Source organism: Pseudomonas sp. MAFF 730105 (genome assembly GCF_055380705.1).
The window spans coordinates 722,911-739,705 of sequence record NZ_AP018438.1 but is presented as its reverse complement, the minus strand read 5'-3'; the positions used below and the strand labels follow the sequence as shown (position 1 = coordinate 739,705).

General features: G+C 61.9%; 14 protein-coding genes and 1 pseudogene. 8 read left to right on the top strand and 7 right to left on the bottom strand.

The genetic code is table 11. From position 1 onward, the window contains the following. Positions 1 to 157 precede the first annotated feature (157 nt). From PCOSP_RS03175 to PCOSP_RS03165, 3 genes are all read left to right on the top strand, one after another. Entirely contained in the window at positions 158 to 451 is a 294-nt protein-coding gene (locus PCOSP_RS03175) for a hypothetical protein (protein ID WP_024780721.1), read from the top strand. A gap of 438 nt (positions 452 to 889) precedes the next feature. Continuing rightward, complete coding sequence (locus PCOSP_RS03170) at positions 890 to 1,237, top strand: DUF6124 family protein (RefSeq protein WP_053194187.1); 348 nt, start codon at positions 890 to 892, stop codon at positions 1,235 to 1,237. A 242-nt stretch (positions 1,238 to 1,479) separates the two neighbouring features. Next, positions 1,480 to 2,829, top strand: coding sequence for an MATE family efflux transporter (locus tag PCOSP_RS03165; RefSeq protein WP_139646619.1), 1,350 nt, complete (start codon positions 1,480 to 1,482; stop codon positions 2,827 to 2,829). 4 nt (positions 2,830 to 2,833) lie between these two features. On the opposite strand, the gene PCOSP_RS03160 is transcribed toward PCOSP_RS03165, so the two are convergent. The 7 genes and pseudogenes from PCOSP_RS03160 to PCOSP_RS03130 form a co-directional block, all read right to left on the bottom strand. Beyond that, positions 2,834 to 3,631 (bottom strand): DUF4123 domain-containing protein, encoded by a 798-nt coding sequence (locus PCOSP_RS03160; protein ID WP_464710296.1) that lies wholly within the window; start codon positions 3,629 to 3,631, stop codon positions 2,834 to 2,836. Further along, complete coding sequence (locus PCOSP_RS03155; protein WP_464710294.1) at positions 3,628 to 4,278, bottom strand: phage baseplate assembly protein V; 651 nt, start codon at positions 4,276 to 4,278, stop codon at positions 3,628 to 3,630. The genes PCOSP_RS03160 and PCOSP_RS03155 overlap by 4 nt, the downstream gene beginning before the upstream one ends. Continuing rightward, the gene (locus PCOSP_RS03150) at positions 4,278 to 4,937 is read right to left on the bottom strand and encodes a contractile injection system protein, VgrG/Pvc8 family (RefSeq protein ID WP_464710293.1); all 660 of its coding nucleotides are present in this window, start codon (positions 4,935 to 4,937) and stop codon (positions 4,278 to 4,280) included. The genes PCOSP_RS03155 and PCOSP_RS03150 overlap by 1 nt, the downstream gene beginning before the upstream one ends. A 383-nt stretch (positions 4,938 to 5,320) precedes the next feature. Continuing rightward, positions 5,321 to 7,234 (bottom strand): arginine decarboxylase, encoded by a 1,914-nt coding sequence (gene speA / locus PCOSP_RS03145; protein ID WP_041022530.1) that lies wholly within the window; start codon positions 7,232 to 7,234, stop codon positions 5,321 to 5,323. A 210-nt stretch (positions 7,235 to 7,444) separates the two neighbouring features. Then, the gene (locus tag PCOSP_RS03140; protein ID WP_041022529.1) at positions 7,445 to 7,816 is read right to left on the bottom strand and encodes a translation initiation factor Sui1; all 372 of its coding nucleotides are present in this window, start codon (positions 7,814 to 7,816) and stop codon (positions 7,445 to 7,447) included. Between the two features lie 164 nt (positions 7,817 to 7,980). Then, positions 7,981 to 8,525, bottom strand: a pseudogene (locus tag PCOSP_RS03135) (NUDIX hydrolase). 3 nt (positions 8,526 to 8,528) lie between these two features. Then, a complete protein-coding gene (locus PCOSP_RS03130; protein ID WP_139646627.1) occupies positions 8,529 to 9,596 on the bottom strand; it encodes a DUF2333 family protein in 1,068 nt (355 codons plus the stop codon). A 294-nt stretch (positions 9,597 to 9,890) separates the two neighbouring features. Between PCOSP_RS03130 and PCOSP_RS03125 the strand changes: the two genes are divergently transcribed. The 5 genes from PCOSP_RS03125 (at position 9,891) to accC (ending at position 16,731) form a co-directional block, all read left to right on the top strand. Continuing rightward, entirely contained in the window at positions 9,891 to 11,552 is a 1,662-nt protein-coding gene (locus tag PCOSP_RS03125; RefSeq protein WP_139646629.1) for a diguanylate cyclase, read from the top strand. 1,450 nt (positions 11,553 to 13,002) lie between these two features. Next, on the top strand, positions 13,003 to 13,551 hold the full coding sequence (locus PCOSP_RS03120; RefSeq protein ID WP_373682505.1) for a methyl-accepting chemotaxis protein: 549 nt from the start codon (positions 13,003 to 13,005) through the stop codon (positions 13,549 to 13,551). A gap of 841 nt (positions 13,552 to 14,392) precedes the next feature. Then, positions 14,393 to 14,845: a type II 3-dehydroquinate dehydratase gene (gene aroQ, locus PCOSP_RS03115; protein WP_024781400.1), complete on the top strand. Its 453-nt coding sequence runs from the start codon at positions 14,393 to 14,395 to the stop codon at positions 14,843 to 14,845. A gap of 48 nt (positions 14,846 to 14,893) precedes the next feature. Then, positions 14,894 to 15,358, top strand: coding sequence for an acetyl-CoA carboxylase biotin carboxyl carrier protein (accB, locus tag PCOSP_RS03110; protein WP_041022523.1), 465 nt, complete (start codon positions 14,894 to 14,896; stop codon positions 15,356 to 15,358). A gap of 17 nt (positions 15,359 to 15,375) precedes the next feature. After that, the gene (accC, locus tag PCOSP_RS03105; RefSeq protein WP_024781402.1) at positions 15,376 to 16,731 is read left to right on the top strand and encodes an acetyl-CoA carboxylase biotin carboxylase subunit; all 1,356 of its coding nucleotides are present in this window, start codon (positions 15,376 to 15,378) and stop codon (positions 16,729 to 16,731) included. Positions 16,732 to 16,795 lie beyond the last annotated feature (64 nt).

Sequence of the window (16,795 nt, the reverse complement as noted above, 5' to 3'; positions counted from 1 at the left end):
CTCCTGGATGCCCATAGCTTCCGGGGGATGACGGGGGAAGGCAAGCGTCTCGATACGAAGCGGCAATTTACCTCATAATCGAACGATCGCGGCGCCAACAGCTCCTACAATCAGGAACCCAAGGCTCGACTCGATTCTCTTCCATCAGGATGCAAACATGCAGGTAGAAAGCTTTTTCGAATGGCTCGGCCAGGCACTCGGCTCGATAATCCGTTTCATCGTCGACCTGCTGAGCGGCCTGTTCAACACCCTGGCCAACGCCGGCGGCAACTTTGTTGACGGCCTGTCACGGGCGCTGGGCATGGACACCTCGATCATCAGCATCATCGCGCTGATCCTCGGGCTGATGTTGCTGTACTCGGCGATCCGCGCCTTCATGCGTGCCTCGATTGTGCTGGGGATCATCTGGCTGGTGTTGGGGTTGTGGTTGTTGAGTTGGATCATTCACTAGAATCGCGCGTCTCTGTGGCGAGGGGATTTATCTCCGCTCGACAGCTCCTACTGAGCCCCGCGGGGATAAATCCCCTCACCACAAAAGCCTTCTGTTTATTCCATTCCTTCAGGTGTAGGTCCTGGCTACACCGCCTTGCGCCGCTGCCTACAACTACGCCAGAATCCGCCGGCTTGTGCGCCTTGGGGCCGGGTTTTATTGTTTCTCCGTCGCTGACAAATCAGCGATCGGGTTTAGCAGCTCGGATAACATCAAGGCACGCCAGTGTCGCCATCAGAACAGCCAATCCGCATCGGATTGTCAGCACTATGGCGGCTATGCGTGGGGCACTTCGGTGCGCCGGGTTCCTTGATGCCTGGTCTGCTAACCCGCGTACAGCCGCCACCCAACTCGTTTAGCAGCGAAGGATGACGGCTCCACTCATCAAGGAGATTCACCATGTTCAAGGTCACCCCCAACCCACCGGCCACCGATCCCGCATCCTCCAACGACCCCACCGACTCGACAGCCTTTGACAAAGCCGCCAAACGCGCCCTCGACTTCTACCTCAAGCCCGAACCGCCTGAAGCCCAACCAGACCAACTGTTCACCGTTGCGAACGGCATCGACACCGAATGCCTGCTCGCCAACCTCAGCGAAACCCTGGCCTCGGCCAACGCCATGGCCGGTGACCTGGCCTTCGATCTAGATGGTTCGCGACGCCACGTTGCCCTGGGCATCCAGCAGCTAATCGAGCTGGGTGGCTTACTGGCCAACCGGGCGCTGGACAACGTCGACCCACGCTAACCGAAGCAACACATCACCTTTGTGGCGAGGGGATTTATCCCCGCTGGGCTGCACAGCAGCCCCAAAACCAGGCTCTGCGGTGCATCAGGTAAACCGCGTCAGCCGGGTTTACGACTGCTGCGCAGCCGAGCGGGGATAAATCCCCTCGCCACACTGAATTCGGAGCATCTCGCGTGTTCGGCACGCACTGGAAACGATCACTCAGAGAACCCGCTACAATGGCGCTCCACCAAGGAGCCCCCATGTCCAACCTGCTCGCCGACTGGCGCGACCGTCTCACCCATCGTCGGGTCTGGGCGTTGGCCGCGCCGATGATTCTTTCGAACATTTCCGTGCCGCTGGTGGCATTGGTGGACAGTACCGTCATCGGCCATTTGCCCCATGCCCATCAGTTGGGTGCGGTGGCGGTCGGGGCGAGTTTGTATACGGTGCTGGCCTGGGCCGTGGGTTTCCTGCGCATGGGCACCACCGGGTTCGCGGCCCAGGCGGCCGGACGGGGTGATGGCGCGGCATTGCGGCAAGTGTTGTTGCAAGGCCTGCTGCTGGCGATAGGGTTGGCTGTGGCGCTCGGAATCGTCGGGGTGCCATTGAGTAACGTGGCGTTGCATTTCATGCAGCCGTCCGCCGAACTCAACCAGTTGACCCGGGATTTCTTCTACACGCGGCTCTTCGGCCTTCCGGCGGCGCTGGCCAGCTATGCGCTGGTGGGCTGGTTTCTCGGGGCCCAGAATGCCCGGGCACCGCTGGCGATTTTGCTGACCACCAATCTGGTGAACATCGTCCTGAACCTGTGGTTCGTGCTCGGCCTGGACTGGGGCGTGGCCGGTTCGGCCCGGGCCTCGGTGATCGCCGAATGGACCGGGGCACTGGTCGGCTTGGCCCTGGCCCACAAAACCCTGCGGGCCTGGCCCGGACAGATTGTCTGGGCGACTCTGGGGCTGTGGCAGAGCTGGCGGCCGCTGTTGGCGGTGAACCGGGACATTTTCATTCGCAGCCTGGCCCTGCAGTCGGTGTTTTTCCTGATCACCGTACAAGGCGCGCGCCTGGGGGACGCAACCGTTGCGGCCAACGCGCTGCTGCTCAACGGGCTGTTGCTGACGGCCCATGCCCTGGACGGCCTCGCCCACGCCGTCGAAGCGCTGTGCGGACACGCCATTGGCGCTCGCGACCGTTTGGCGCTACGTCGCTCACTGGTAGTGGCCTGCGGTTGGTCGCTGATTGCAAGCATCGGGTTTGCGCTGTTGTTCCTGCTCGCCGGGCACCTGTTCATCAACATGCAGACCGACATCCCCGATGTGCGCGAGACCGCCTACCGCTACCTGCCTTACCTCGCCGCCCTGCCACTGATTGCGGTCTGGAGCTATGTGCTCGATGGCTTGTTCATCGGGGCCACCCGCGCCCGGGAAATGCGCAACGGCATGTTACTGACCCTCTTGCTGGTGCTGCCCTTTGCCTGGGCGCTGCAAGGGTTGGGCAACCATGGCCTGTGGATCACCTTCCTGTTGTTCATGGCGTTGCGCAGCCTGACCCTCGGTGGTTTCGCCTGGCACCTGGATCGGCAGGACCGCTGGCTCGCAGTCCGCGCCGAGTGATGCTTTATTCTTCATCGCCTTGCCACAACCGCCGCAGATGCTCGAGCCGCTCGCGCTGAGAGCCGCCGGCCAGCGCTGGTGTTGGCCGGGCGTCGGGGTATTGCAGGCGCAGCCACAGCCAGCCGTCGAGCACTTCCCGTTCGGTAAACCCCAGTTTCAAGCCCTGCTCCAGGCAATCCCAGAGCGCGCGATAATCACGCCCGGTGGCACGGGACCAATGCCAGGCATGACGCTCCAGCAGGCATTGCTGCAATTTGCGCTGTTGTCGATCGCTGAGGCTGTGCTCGTTCTCCAGCGGCGTCACGGGCAACCCCGGATTGGACAGTTGCTGCCAGCCCTGGCTGCCGATGGCCCGGTCGGCCCAGGTGCCGCCGAACCAACGCAGCAAGCGAATGGGCCCCAGCCAGCAACTGAGCTCCCCTGGGTCGCAGCCGTCGAAGAAATAGCTGGCGGTGTGAGGGTTGTAATAGCTCAACAACGCCTTGTAGTGAGGACCCAAGGTCACCGTCAGCATGCGTCGCAGATGCGCCAGCAATTGCGTAGGCGGTGACTCGCTCACCAACAACAGTCCCGGCCAGGCACCCGCGTCGACATGACACAGGCTCGCCAGCGCTGGGGATTGCTGCAAGTCCACCAGCAGCGGGCCGTGCTCCTTGAGCCCATGCCATTCGGTGTCTTCGAACAAGGCAAAGCACCGCGCTTCTGCAAACTGCTCTTGTAGTCGCTGCGCCGCCTTGGGGACGCCAGGTAGGTCGAGCAGCAACCACTGAGGCGTGGTTCCGGACAGAGATGCAGCGCTCATGGCGCGGCACCCATGTCGCGCCGGGTAACCAGTCGGCAGGTACATACCGGTTGGTCACAGGCACTGAAGCTGCCCCCGCCGGGCAGCAGGCAAAGCAATACCAGCGGCTCGGCCGCCTGGATCGCGGACAACAACGCTGGATCGGCTCCGGACGGCCAGGGTGCTTCATGAGTCGTCGCGTCCGACGGCGCCGCATCGGCCATTGCCGCAGTAGCCGGCGCATCAAGGAGCGCGCTGATCATGGGGCGATCCGGGTCGCCCTCGCAGAAACTCACCAACACCTCGGTGCCCGCACCGAAGGTGCCCATCGCGCAGGCGGCCAACTCGGGCGCCAACGGCAGCCAACAATGACTGGGGCTGGCCCCCTCGCCCTGATACACCCAATCGAACTGCACCGCCACGCGCCCGGCCATCTGCAACGCCGGTTCGTCCACTTCCACGACCCATCCACGCTGCCGGCCCACCATGCGCGGCTTGGCAGGGAGCCCGGTCGCCACGAATGGCAAGCCCCAGGGAACGGCCTGGAAATGGTTGCCATACCCCCAGGCATCCGCGCGATGCTCGACCTTCGTCAGCAGCCAGCGCTGGTTCCAATCGCTAAAAGGATGCGCCGTGAGCAACAGTACCTGCCCGCTGTACAGCCCCATCAGGTCACTGCTGCCTTGGGCGAGCTGTTCCCCGAGGCCGTGGTTTGCACGTTGAAAGCCTGAACACCCGGAGCCGTCCCGTAGGCAACCTCGTCGACTGGAGAAAAGCCGCCCGCGTTATCGGCGAACACCAGGCAGCGCCCGTCCCGAGCCTGTTCGAAATAGAAGTGAATGCCCGCCTGGGCGCACACCCGCTGGAGAAATTGCAGATCCGACTCGCGGTACTGGGTACAGAAATCCTGCGGAGGGTAATCCCCCTTCAAGTCCAGGCACAGCTGGCGGCCGCCGATGCCATGGCCCTTGAGCACCTGGCGGATGATCTGCGGCACCGTGCAGTCGCTCAGTACCCGCTGGTTGAAGCGCTGCGCCAGGCCAGCCAGCTTCGGCCCGATACGCAGGCGACAGCCGGCGCCGGGACGCTGCTGCACAAGCGCGAGAAGCTGCCCGTGAATCTCCCCGCCCGCCTCCCCGAAACTCAGCCAGACGCTGCGGTATAACAAGCCCGCCAGGTCCGGCGGCGTGTCGCCGGGCGACAACTCCACCTCATAGGCAAAAGGCTCGCTGATGGCTTCGCTACCCATGAAGGCCGACACGACAAAGGGTTCGGGCAGACCGGCTATCTCCAGACGAAATGATGGCTCGTTGGCTGGATCGGACATCGGCATATCTCTACAGGAGGGGCGGCCGGGGATTCTCGCTGAGAGCCATGGCGGAGTAGAGAGCCCAAGTACAAGTTAGGAAAGGGACTACATGAAATGAGGACAGTATTGAGGAAATGACCCAACGCTCGGAATTAACAGCGGCACAAATAAGAACGCCCTCCGGAACTATCTGAAAAAACTCGCAATGCGCGATGAATTTTCTGACAGACCCGGAGGGCGATGCCGATCGATCAAAGAGCTGCCACAGAGCCCTGATGCCGATCAGTCAAGCCACAAACCTGCGGGAGCAAGCTTTGCTCCCACAGGGTTTGTGCCGTTTGATCCTTAACTGACTGGCATCAGCCGCAGAGCCCCGTGTTCAACCGGCTTTCATCTGCGCATCAGGACGACAAGTACGACGAACGCGTCAATCCCAGGCGCAGGGCATCGAGGAACTGGGTGCGCTCGGCGGCGCTGATACGGGCGCTGGCACATTTGTCGCGGTAGTGGGTCATCAACTCCTCTGGCGACAGGTGCACGTAGCGCAGCATGTCCTCGATGGTGTCGTGGGTTTCGATACCGGCGTGGTACACGCTGCCGTCGGCGTTCTGGTAGATGTTCACCGAGTCGGTATCACCGAACAGGTTGTGCATGTCGCCAAGGATTTCCTGGTAGGCGCCGACCAGGAAGATCCCCAGCAGGTAGTCCTCTCCGGGATTGAGCGCATGGACCGGCAGGCTGGTCTCGATGCTCTGCTCGTCGACGTACTGCTTGATCTTGCCGTCGGAGTCGCAGGTCAGGTCTTGCAACACGGCACGGCGCATCGGCTCCTCGTCGAGACGGTGCAGCGGCAGGATCGGCAGCACCTGGCCGATGGCCCAGGTATCCGGCAGGCTCTGGAACACCGAGAAGTTGCAGATGTACTTGTCGGCGAGCTTGTCGTTGAGTTCATCCAGCACTTGGCGATGGGAACGCTGGCGGGCCTTCAACGAGTTGTGCAGGCGACGGCACACGGCGAAGTAGCACTGCTCGGCCAGGGCTTTTTCCGCCAGGGTCAGCTTGCCGTCGGCGTACTGGGTGGCCACGTCGCTCATGTAGTGGGTGGCGCGCCAGTAGGTTTCGGTGACCATCTCGATATCGGTCGGGCCCAACAGGTCAACCAGCCACTGCACGGTTTCCGGCAGCTCCTGCTTGTTGTCGATCACCGGCATGTCGTCGACGTGTCGCTCCACGTCGGTCACCTGCACCACCAGCATCGCGTGGTGCGCGGTCAGGGAGCGACCGCTTTCCGAAAAGATGTGCGGATGCGGCAGGCTCTGGGCATCGCAGAATTCCTTGAGCATACCGACCACGACACCGGCGTAATCGTCCATGTCGTAGTTGATCGAACTGGCGTTGCGCGAATGTGTACCGTCGTAGTCCACGCCCAGGCCACCGCCGACGTCGATGTGATCCACCGGCAGGCCGAGGTTGCGCAGTTCGCCGTAGTAACGGATCGCTTCCTTGAAGCCGTGCTGGTAGTCCGCCAGGTTGGCGATCTGCGAGCCCATGTGGAAGTGCAGCAGGCGAATGCCCTGGTCCAGGCCAGCAGCGCGGAAACGCTCGACCACCGACAGCAACTGTGCAGCAGACAAGCCGAACTTGGACTTCTCGCCACCGGTGTCGGCCCATTTGCTCGACGCCAGGGAGGACAGGCGCACCCGCAAGCCAACCTGTGGCTTGACCTTGAGCGAAGCAGCTTCTTCGATCACCAGGCCGACTTCGGATTCTTTCTCGATCACGATGAAGACGTTGTGGCCCAGCTTCTGGCCCATCAGCGCCAGGCGGATGAACTCACGGTCCTTGTAACCGTTGCAGACGATGGTCCCGCCCTTCGGCGCCAGGGCCAGCACCGCCAGCAGTTCGGGCTTGGAACCGGCTTCCAGGCCGATGGAGACGTTCTGGGTGGCGATGATGTTCTCGATCACCGCTTCCTGCTGGTTGACCTTGATCGGGTAGAGTGCGGTGTACTGACTCTGATACTCCAGGCGCGCGATGTTGCTGTCGAACGCACCGGTGAGCTGGCGTACGCGGTCTTGCAGGATATCGGGGAAGCGCACCAGCAAGGGCAACGACAGACCGCTCTGGCGCAGTTGATCGACCTGTTCGAACAGATCGATGGGCGAACTATCGGGACCGTTCGGACGAACTTCGACGCGACCGGCGTCATTGATCGCGAAATACCCGGCCCCCCAATGGCGAATCCCGTAAACACTGCGGCTGTCCGCAACTGTCCATTGGCTGCCATCGTCTTTGCGTGTGCGTCGTACGGACATCGAAGTCCCCTATAAAGAAGTCAAAATGCACCATCCGGTCGGAGGCTGGCGCAGTCTAGAGAATGGAAATGACGATTTGCCTGCAAGCAGGGTAGACCCTGCCTGCAACGCTGAGTTTAGAAACCCGTTCAGAACAGGCTCTGTGAAAACCCTATGGGCGACCTCGAACATCGGGTTCGGATCAAGCCGGAGTGGTTTTCACAGAGGCTGCTAGCCGCCGGATTTTTTTGCCTTGAAGCCGTGCTTGACCAGTTCCGCCAGCAACAGCTCGACGTGATCACCCTGGATCTCGATGACGCCGTCTTTCAACGCGCCACCGGTGCCACAGCGTTTCTTCAACGTGGTGGCCAGTTCCTTGAGCGCGTCTTCGGCCAACGGCACGCCAGTGATCGTGGTCACCGTCTTACCGCCGCGCCCTTTGCTTTCACGGCGCACACGGGCCACACCGTCACCGGCAGGGATGACGGTCTGTTTGCAGATGCAGGCATCCACCGGCTGACGGCAATCGGGGCAATGACGACCGGCGTCGGTAGAAAATACCAGGCCGCCCAGGGCGGCGAAGGATGCGGCTTTTTTGGCCACCGGCAATCCTCTCGGGAGGACAAAGACTGGTCGGGGAGTGCCTCGACCGCGAAGCCCCACTCAGGCAGGGGCAGCGCTACTGAACCGCAGACGTCGGTTCAGCTTGAAAAGTCGCGCAGTGTAACGGCAAAAAGCAGACTTGCTAAGGGCCAATCCGCGCCAATTTACAGCTTCTTTGCGACACCACGCAGATAACGCTCAAGCGCCGCCAACGAGTCCGGGCAATAAGGCTTGTACCGGATTTCATCCAGTACCTGTTCGATCGGCATGAAGCGCGCTTCGAGCACCTCTTCGGGCTGCAATACCAGGGGGCCGTCCCACACCGCCGAAAACGCCGAGCACCACAGGCGACTGCCAGGGTCTTCGAAGTAAAAATGGTCATGGGCGGTGAGTGGCACACCGCTCACCCCAGTTCCTCTTCCAGCTCACGGGCCGCCGACTCGGCATAGGTCTCGTCGGCCTGCACCATCCCGCCCGCCGCCACGTCCCAGAAGCCCGGATAGATCGCCTTGCTCAGGGTTCGGCGGTGGACGCACAGTTCACCCGCCGAGTTGAACAGCATGATGTAGGTGCCACGCCCGATCAGGCCACGCTCGCGCAGGTCCGAACGCACCAGGCTGCCAAGCAGGTTGTCGTGTTCATCGACCCAAGCGATCAGCTCGGCATCCGAGGCCACTCGGTGAGCGGCCTCCCGGTGACTTTCGCTCATGGATCAGCCCTGGTTCAGCAATTGCCGCAAGTCGATCACCGCCGCGTTGGCCCGGGAGATGTAGTTGGCCATGACCAGGGAGTGGTTCGCCAATACACCGAAGCCGCTGCCATTGAGAATCATCGGGCTCCAGACCGGTTCCTGGGAGGCCTCCAGCTCACGAATGATCTGCCGCACGCTGACCGTGGCGTTCTTCTTCGCCAACACATCGGCGAAGTCCACTTCAATGGCGCGCAACAGGTGGGACAAGGCCCAGGCCTGGCCGCGCGCTTCGTAGAATACGTTATCGATCTGCAACCACGGGGTCTCGACGACTTCTTCATCCACCTGCGGTACCTGGCCCGGAGCCGGGACTTCGGTTTTCAGCGAGGTGTTGAGCTTGACCCGGCCGACACTGGCCGACAGGCGCTGGGACAGCGAACCCAGACGAGTACCGACGTCGCCCAGCCAGTTGTTCAGGTTGTCGGCGCGGGCGTAGAACAACGCGCTTTTCTGAGCGGGATCGGACAGGCGCGCCTGATAGCGGCTCAGGGAATTGATGCCTTCCTGATACTCCGATTCGCTGGAGGGCAGCACCCAGCTGCGGTTATCGAAGTTGAAACGCGGCTCGGCCTTGGCCAGGTCGGCGTCCTCGGCGGACTGGGACTGGGAACGGGCGAAGTCCTTGCGCAAGGCACGACTCAGGTCGCGGACCTGCACCAGCACGCCATATTCCCAGCTTGGCATGTTGTCCATCCACAGGCCTGGCGGAAAACGGTCGTTGGAAATGTAGCCGCCCGGCTTGGTCAGCAGGGTCCCAGCCACGGTCTTGAGCGTCTCGACGGTGGTATAACCGACCACCATTTGCCGGCCGTCCCTCTCGGCCGCCGCCTGGGCATTCTGCTGCACGGGAAACAGGGCGGGCTCCTGGCTCCAGTACCAGCCGATGGCAATGGTCACCAGCAGGTAGAGGCCGATCAGCGTGGCCAGCGCGCGGCTGAAAAACAGCCCACCCAGGTAGCTGCGGGTGTCCGATTTCGGCTCGGCGGCACGTTCAGGTGCGCTGCCCGCGCGGTTTTTCCAGTCCAGCATGGCGATGTTCCTTCAATCACTTGAGTTCACGGTTCGACCACAACCCTACGCCATCGTGCCTGATTTGAAACGCGATAAATCCTGCTCAGATCATTCCGGCCCAGGCGGAGCAGTCGGATGGCAACTATAAAGGAAGCGCGGCAATCGGCCTACGAAACCGACTGGTCACAAACTGAATGTCGCTACTGGGCAGATTATTGACGCACGACACTCATGGGCATGAAAAGAGGTGCTAGCATAGAGCCACCAGTCGACCTCAGCATGCACACAGACCACTAACCTAGTAGTCAGGATATGACCGAGCCAGAAGACCCCAGCCGTGAGCGCCTCAAGCACCACTTTGCCCAGCGGGTAATTCATCAGGCTCGTCAGATCCTGGAGATATGGCAGCGCCTGCAACGCAGTGAGTGGTCCAGCACCGATCTGTCGGAGCTCAGCGAAGCCAATCTGCGCCTGCTGCGTTTCGCCGAGCGCTTCGAACAGCCCGAGCATTCCCAACTGGCCCAGGGCATCAGCCAGTCACTGCAAGCGGTGGACGCCAATCGCGGGCGGTTGAGCAGCCAGCTGATCACCGAAATCAATCGCCTGATGCAGCGCCTGTCCCGTACCGGCCTGCGCCATGGGGACCAGCTCGAACAAACCTTCCTGCCGCCGTTGCGCAAACCCATCTATGTGTTGCTGCAAGACCATGACCGCGCCGAGCGGCTGGCCAAGCAACTGGAGTTCTTCGGCCTCAGCGCCCAGGCATTGGAGAGTGTCGCGGCATTCCGCGCCTCGATGATCGAGCGTTTGCCGGCGGCGATTGTCATGGATGTGGATTTCAGTGGCCCCGGCATCGGCCTGAAACTGGCGGCCGAAGCCCAGCAAGGCCTGGAACAGCCCTTGCCCCTGTTGTTCTTCAGCCTGCTGGAAACCGATACCCCGACACGTCTGGCGGCCGTGCGCGCCGGCGGACAGGAGTTCCTTACCGGCACCCTCGAGGCCTCGAGCCTGCTGGAAAAGATCGAGGTGCTGACCTGCGTCGCCCAGTACGAACCCTATAAAGTGCTGATCATCGATGACTCTCGCGCCCAGGCCTTGCACACCGAGCGCCTGCTCAACAGTGCCGGCATCGTGACCCGCACGCTGATCGATCCGATCCAGGCCATGGCCGAGCTGGCCGATTTCCAGCCGGACCTGATCATTCTCGACATGTACATGCCCGCCTGCACCGGTACGGAGCTGGCGAAGGTGATCCGCCACAATGACCGCTACGTCAGCGTACCGATCATCTACTTGTCCGCCGAGGATGACCTGGACAAGCAGCTCGATGCCATGAGCGAGGGTGGCGATGACTTCCTGACCAAGCCGATCAAGCCTCGCCACCTGATCACTACGGTGCGCAACCGTGCGGCCCGGGCCCGTAACCTCAAGGCGCGGATGGTGCGTGACAGCCTCACCGGCCTGTACAACCACACCCATATCCTGCAACTGCTCGAAGACTGCTGCTTCCGCGCCCGCCGCGAAGGCAAGCCCCTGAGCTTCGCCATGCTGGATATCGACCATTTCAAACGGGTCAACGACAGCCACGGCCACCCCATGGGCGACCGGGTGATCAAGAGCCTGGCGCTGTTTCTCAAGCAGCGCCTGCGCAAGACCGATTTCATCGGCCGTTATGGCGGCGAAGAATTCGCCATTGTCATGCCGGACACCAACATCAACGACGCCTGCGCGGTGCTGGATGAAATCCGCCAACGCTTTGCCGAAATCCACTATCCGGCCCAGCCCCATGACCTGTGGTGCACGTTCAGTGCCGGCCTGGTGGAGATGAGCGAGGACGCCGACAGCCTGATGATGGCCAGCGAGGCGGATGAAGCGCTGTATCGCGCCAAGCATGCCGGTCGCAACCGGGTACAAAGCGCAAGGCAAAGTGCCACTTTTTCATCGGAAACGACTGACACAGTCATAAACCTGTAACTCAAGCGCAATAAATTCAGACACTTACGATTCTGCCCGCGGTAGACCTTCGATGCGCCTGAAACTGCTGACCAACCTCAATACCCTGCTTTTATTGGCCGTGTGCCTGGGCCTGGGCGCCACGCTCTGGTGGTCCCAGGCCGCCCTGGAACGTCCTTATCTGTTGATGGAGCGCTACCTGGGTCTGTCACGGCAATTCCAGGGCGAGGTCACGCGCAACATCGAGGATTACCTGGCCAGCGGCGACGCCTTGCGCCTCAGCGCCGCCAGCCAGGCCCTCGACACTCTGCAGACAGAACTGGATCAGTTCCCTGGGCAACTGGCCCACACGCTCAGGCCGAGCCTGTCGAGCCTGGATGACTTCAGCAAGACCGACCTGCTGGCCGCCGGCAAGCTGGCCGGCGACCCCCAGGCCCTGCTGTTGCAGGCCGAACGTGAACTGAGCGCCAACCTGGACCAGTTCGCCCAATATGCCAACGGGGCCCCGAGTTACCTGCCTTTGTTGTTCAGCGCATCGCAGCACTTGGGGCGACTGTCCCTTGCGCGGGACAAGCTGGTCAGCAGCGGACGCAGCGAATTGGCCGCCGATGTCGAGCGGGAGCTGGCAAGCATCCGCGCGCAGGCCGAACAACTGGACCGCCTGCCGCTGTTGGGCGTGACAGCCAGCAGCGATTCCGCTGGCGACGATTTCGCCGCGCTGATGGGCCTGGAAAATCAGGAGAAAACCGTCGCCGAAGACGCCGGCATCGCTCTCAAGCGCGAGCTCAACAGCCTGCTCGGACGCTACCCTGCGGAGCTGGCGCGCACCCGCGAACTGATCCAGAAGCGCACCGAACTGAGCAATGCCACCCATGTGAAAACCGCGGATGTGCAGCAGGCGATCGATGCCCTGGAGCCCGTGGTGCGTGCCCAACACGGGCAGATCCAGGGCGAGGTCCGCTTGATCCAGGGTGTGATGATCGGCTTGATCCTGTTGATCGCACTGCTCATCGACACCTTGCAACGACGCCTGGCCCGGACCCTGACGCATCTGGCGCCGGCCCTGTCGACCTGGGCCGAAGGCGACTTCAGCCGAGATATCCATGTAGGCGCCAGCAACCGCGAGCTGCAAGACATCGAAGCGTCACTCAATCGGCTGCGAGCCTATCTGGCGGACCTGGTGGGGACCATTCACCTGAACGCCGAACAGGTCGCTGGCAGCAGCCGGACCCTGGCCGAACTCAGCGCGGAGATGCACAGCGGCGCGGAGTATCAGGCCGACGACACGGCGCTGATCCGCGACTCCCTGGGCGAGCTTGAAGCGACCATTCAGCAGGTGGCCGGCGATGCCAGCCAGGCCGCCGACGCCAGCCGCAGCGCCGGGCATGCCGTGGAACAAGGGCAGAGAGTCATCGGCCTGAGTCTCACCGGACTGCACGCACTGGTGGGCGAAGTACAAGGCAACGCGCAGATGATCGAACAACTGGCCGAAGAATCGGCCACCATCGGCGGCGTGCTGACGGTGATTCGCTCGATTGCCGACCAGACCAACCTGCTGGCCCTCAACGCCGCCATCGAAGCCGCCCGCGCCGGGGAGATGGGCCGGGGTTTTGCGGTCGTGGCCGAGGAAGTCCGTTCCCTGGCCCAACGCACGGCAGGGGCCACGGCCGAAATCCAGACCTTGATCGCTCGTCTGCAATTGGCCGCGCGCCAGTCAGTCGATGGCATGCGCGCCCAAGTCGAACACGCCGAAGCCACCGCCAACCAGGCACAAGCGGCCGACGGCGCGCTGGATAAAATCGTCGATGCCATCCAGACCATCGCCGACACCGCCGTGCGCATCGCCGAAGTCACCGCCCAACAGAGCGGTGCCGTCAGCGAAATCCGCGATCACAGCGAGCGGATTCACCAACTGGGTGGGGAAAACCTGCTGCGTATCGGCCAGGGACGGGAACAGGGCGAAAATCTGCTGGTGCTGGGTGGGCGCCTGCATACGGCAGTACAAGCGTTTCGTGTTTGACTGCCACCGACAATCCCGTGTGGGAGCGAGCCTGCTCGCGATGGCGGTGGGTCAGCTTGCATGGCTGTTGGATGTAGCGCCGTCTTCGCGAGCAGGCTCGCTCCCACCCTTGATCTCGGGTGAACACCATATCCATGCCCACCACCAATCCCCTGTGGGAGCGAGCCTGCTCGCGATGGCGGTGGGTCAGCTTGCATGGATGTTGGATGTACCGCCGTCTTCGCGAGCAGGCTCGCTCCCACCCTTGATCTCGGGTGAACACAATCTCCATGCCCACCACCAATCCCCTGTGGGAGCGAGCCTGCTCGCGATGGCGGTGGGTCAGCTTGCATGGATGTTGGATGTACCGCCGTCTTCGCGAGCAGGCTCGCTCCCACCCTTGATCTCGGGTGAACACAATCTCCATGCCCACCACCAATCCCCTGTGGGAGCGGGCTTGCTCGCGAAAGCGGTGGGTCAGCTTGCACGGATGTTGGATGTACCGCCGTCTTCGCGAGCAGGCTCGCTCCCACCCTTGATCTCGGGTGAACACAATCTCCATGCCCACCACCAATCCCCTGTGGGAGCGGGCTTGCTCGCGAAAGCGGTGGGTCAGCTTGCATGGATGTTGGATGTAGCGCCGTCTTCGCGAGCAGGCTCGCTCCCACCCTAGTCCGGGGTGCCTCCACAGGTTCAGGATGGTCTGCGCCGGCATAGGTGACCGGATCTCTAGACATGGTCACAAATTTCTCGCAAACATCGCTCATCGTGCTGGCTATTGCCGAGAACTGGACAGTCATTAAGGCTTTGCGGCATAGTCGCCGGGTTCTGATACCTGCTCACAGATAACAAGGAACAGCAGATGGCGACCCTTTTGGTCCTGCACGGACCCAACCTGAACCTGCTGGGCACCCGTGAACCGGGCGTCTATGGGGCCGTGACACTGGCCCAGATCAACCAGGACCTGGAGCAGCGAGCCCGCGCCGCAGGCCATCATTTGCTCTATCTGCAAAGCAATGCCGAATATGAATTGATCGACCGCATTCATGCCGCCCGTGGCGAAGGCGTGGACTTCATTTTGATCAATCCAGCAGCTTTTACACATACAAGTGTCGCATTACGTGACGCGTTGCTGGCGGTGAGCATCCCATTCATCGAAGTGCATTTGTCCAACGTGCACAAACGCGAACCTTTCCGCCATCACTCTTACTTCTCCGATGTAGCGGTGGGAGTGATCTGCGGCCTTGGCGCCAGCGGTTACCGACTGGCCCTGGAGGCCGCCCTAGAGCAGCTTGAAAAACAGGCAACAGCTTGAACAACAAGCGTTAAACGCCCCTGACCGACCCTTGGGAGTTGATGATTCATGGATATCCGTAAAGTTAAGAAACTGATCGAATTGCTGGAAGAGTCCGGCATCGACGAGCTTGAGATCAAGGAAGGCGAAGAGTCCGTACGTATCAGCCGCCACAGCAAGACGCCAGCCCAGCAGTTCTACGCTCCGGCACCGATGCAGGCTCCGGCCGCCGCTCCAGCGCCAGCCGCACCTGCTGCCGCCGCCGCTGCTCCAGCCGCTGCCGCCGCTCCAGCGCTCAACGGCACCGTGGCCCGTTCGCCGATGGTAGGTACTTTCTATCGCAAGTCTTCGCCAACCTCGCCGTCCTTCGTTGAAGTGGGCCAGACCGTGAAGAAAGGCGACACCCTGTGCATCGTCGAAGCCATGAAGATGATGAACCACATCGAAGCTGAAACCAGCGGTGTGATCGAGTCCATCCTCGTTGAAGACGGCCAGCCGGTTGAGTACGACCAACCGCTGTTCACCATCGTTTGAACCGCGGAGAGCCTTTGATGACTGCGAAGCTGGAAAAAGTCCTGATCGCGAACCGCGGTGAGATCGCTCTGCGGATCCTGCGTGCCTGCAAAGAGATGGGCATCAAGACCGTCGCCGTTTACTCCAAGGCCGACAAAGAGCTGATGCACCTGGGCCTGGCAGACGAGTCCGTCTGCATCGGCCCGGCTTCTGCCGCGCACTCCTACCTGCACATCCCGGCGATCATTGCCGCTGCCGAAGTGACCGGCGCCACCGCCATTCACCCAGGCTACGGGTTCCTGGCGGAAAACGCCGACTTCGCCGAACAGGTCGAGAATTCCGGTTTTGCCTTCATCGGCCCGAAAGCCGAGACCATCCGCCTGATGGGCGACAAGGTTTCGGCCAAGCACGCCATGATCGCAGCCGGCGTACCGACCGTTCCGGGTTCCGACGGCCCGCTGCCTGAAGACGAAGAAACCGCTCTGCGCATCGGTCGCGAAGTCGGTTACCCGGTGATCATCAAGGCCGCCGGCGGCGGCGGTGGTCGCGGCATGCGCGTGGTACACAAGGAAGAAGACCTGATTTCCTCGGCGAAACTGACCCGCTCCGAAGCAGGCGCGGCGTTCGGCAACCCGATGGTCTACCTGGAAAAATTCCTGACCAACCCACGCCACGTCGAAGTCCAGGTGCTGTCCGACGGCCAAGGCCAGGCCATCCATCTGGGCGACCGCGATTGTTCGCTGCAACGTCGTCACCAGAAGGTCCTCGAAGAAGCGCCGGCACCGGGCATCGACGAGAAGGCCCGCCAGGAAGTCCTGGCTCGTTGCGTCAAGGCCTGCATCGACATCGGCTACCGTGGCGCCGGCACCTTCGAGTTCCTGTACGAGAACGGTCGCTTCTACTTCATCGAAATGAACACCCGTGTTCAGGTGGAGCACCCGGTTTCGGAAATGGTCACCGGTATCGACATCGTCAAGGAAATGCTCAGCATCGCCGCCGGCAACAAGCTGTCGTTCACCCAGGATGACGTGGTCATCCGCGGTCACGCGCTGGAATGCCGGATCAATGCCGAAGACCCGAAAACCTTCATGCCAAGCCCAGGCACGGTCAAGCACTTCCATGCACCGGGCGGCAATGGCGTTCGCGTCGACTCGCACCTGTACAGCGGTTATGCCGTTCCGCCGAACTACGACTCGTTGATCGGCAAGCTGATCACCTACGGGGCGACCCGCGACGAAGCCATGGCGCGCATGCGCAATGCGCTGGAAGAAATCGTGGTTGACGGGATCAAGACCAACATCCCGCTGCACCGCGATCTGGTACGTGACAAAGGCTTCTGCGAAGGCGGCGTCAACATCCATTACCTGGAGCACAAACTGGCCCACGAGGCTTGATGTCCCAAGTGATGTAAAAAGACCCCGGTCCGTTGGCCGGGGTCTTTTTTTGCCTGCCGACCGA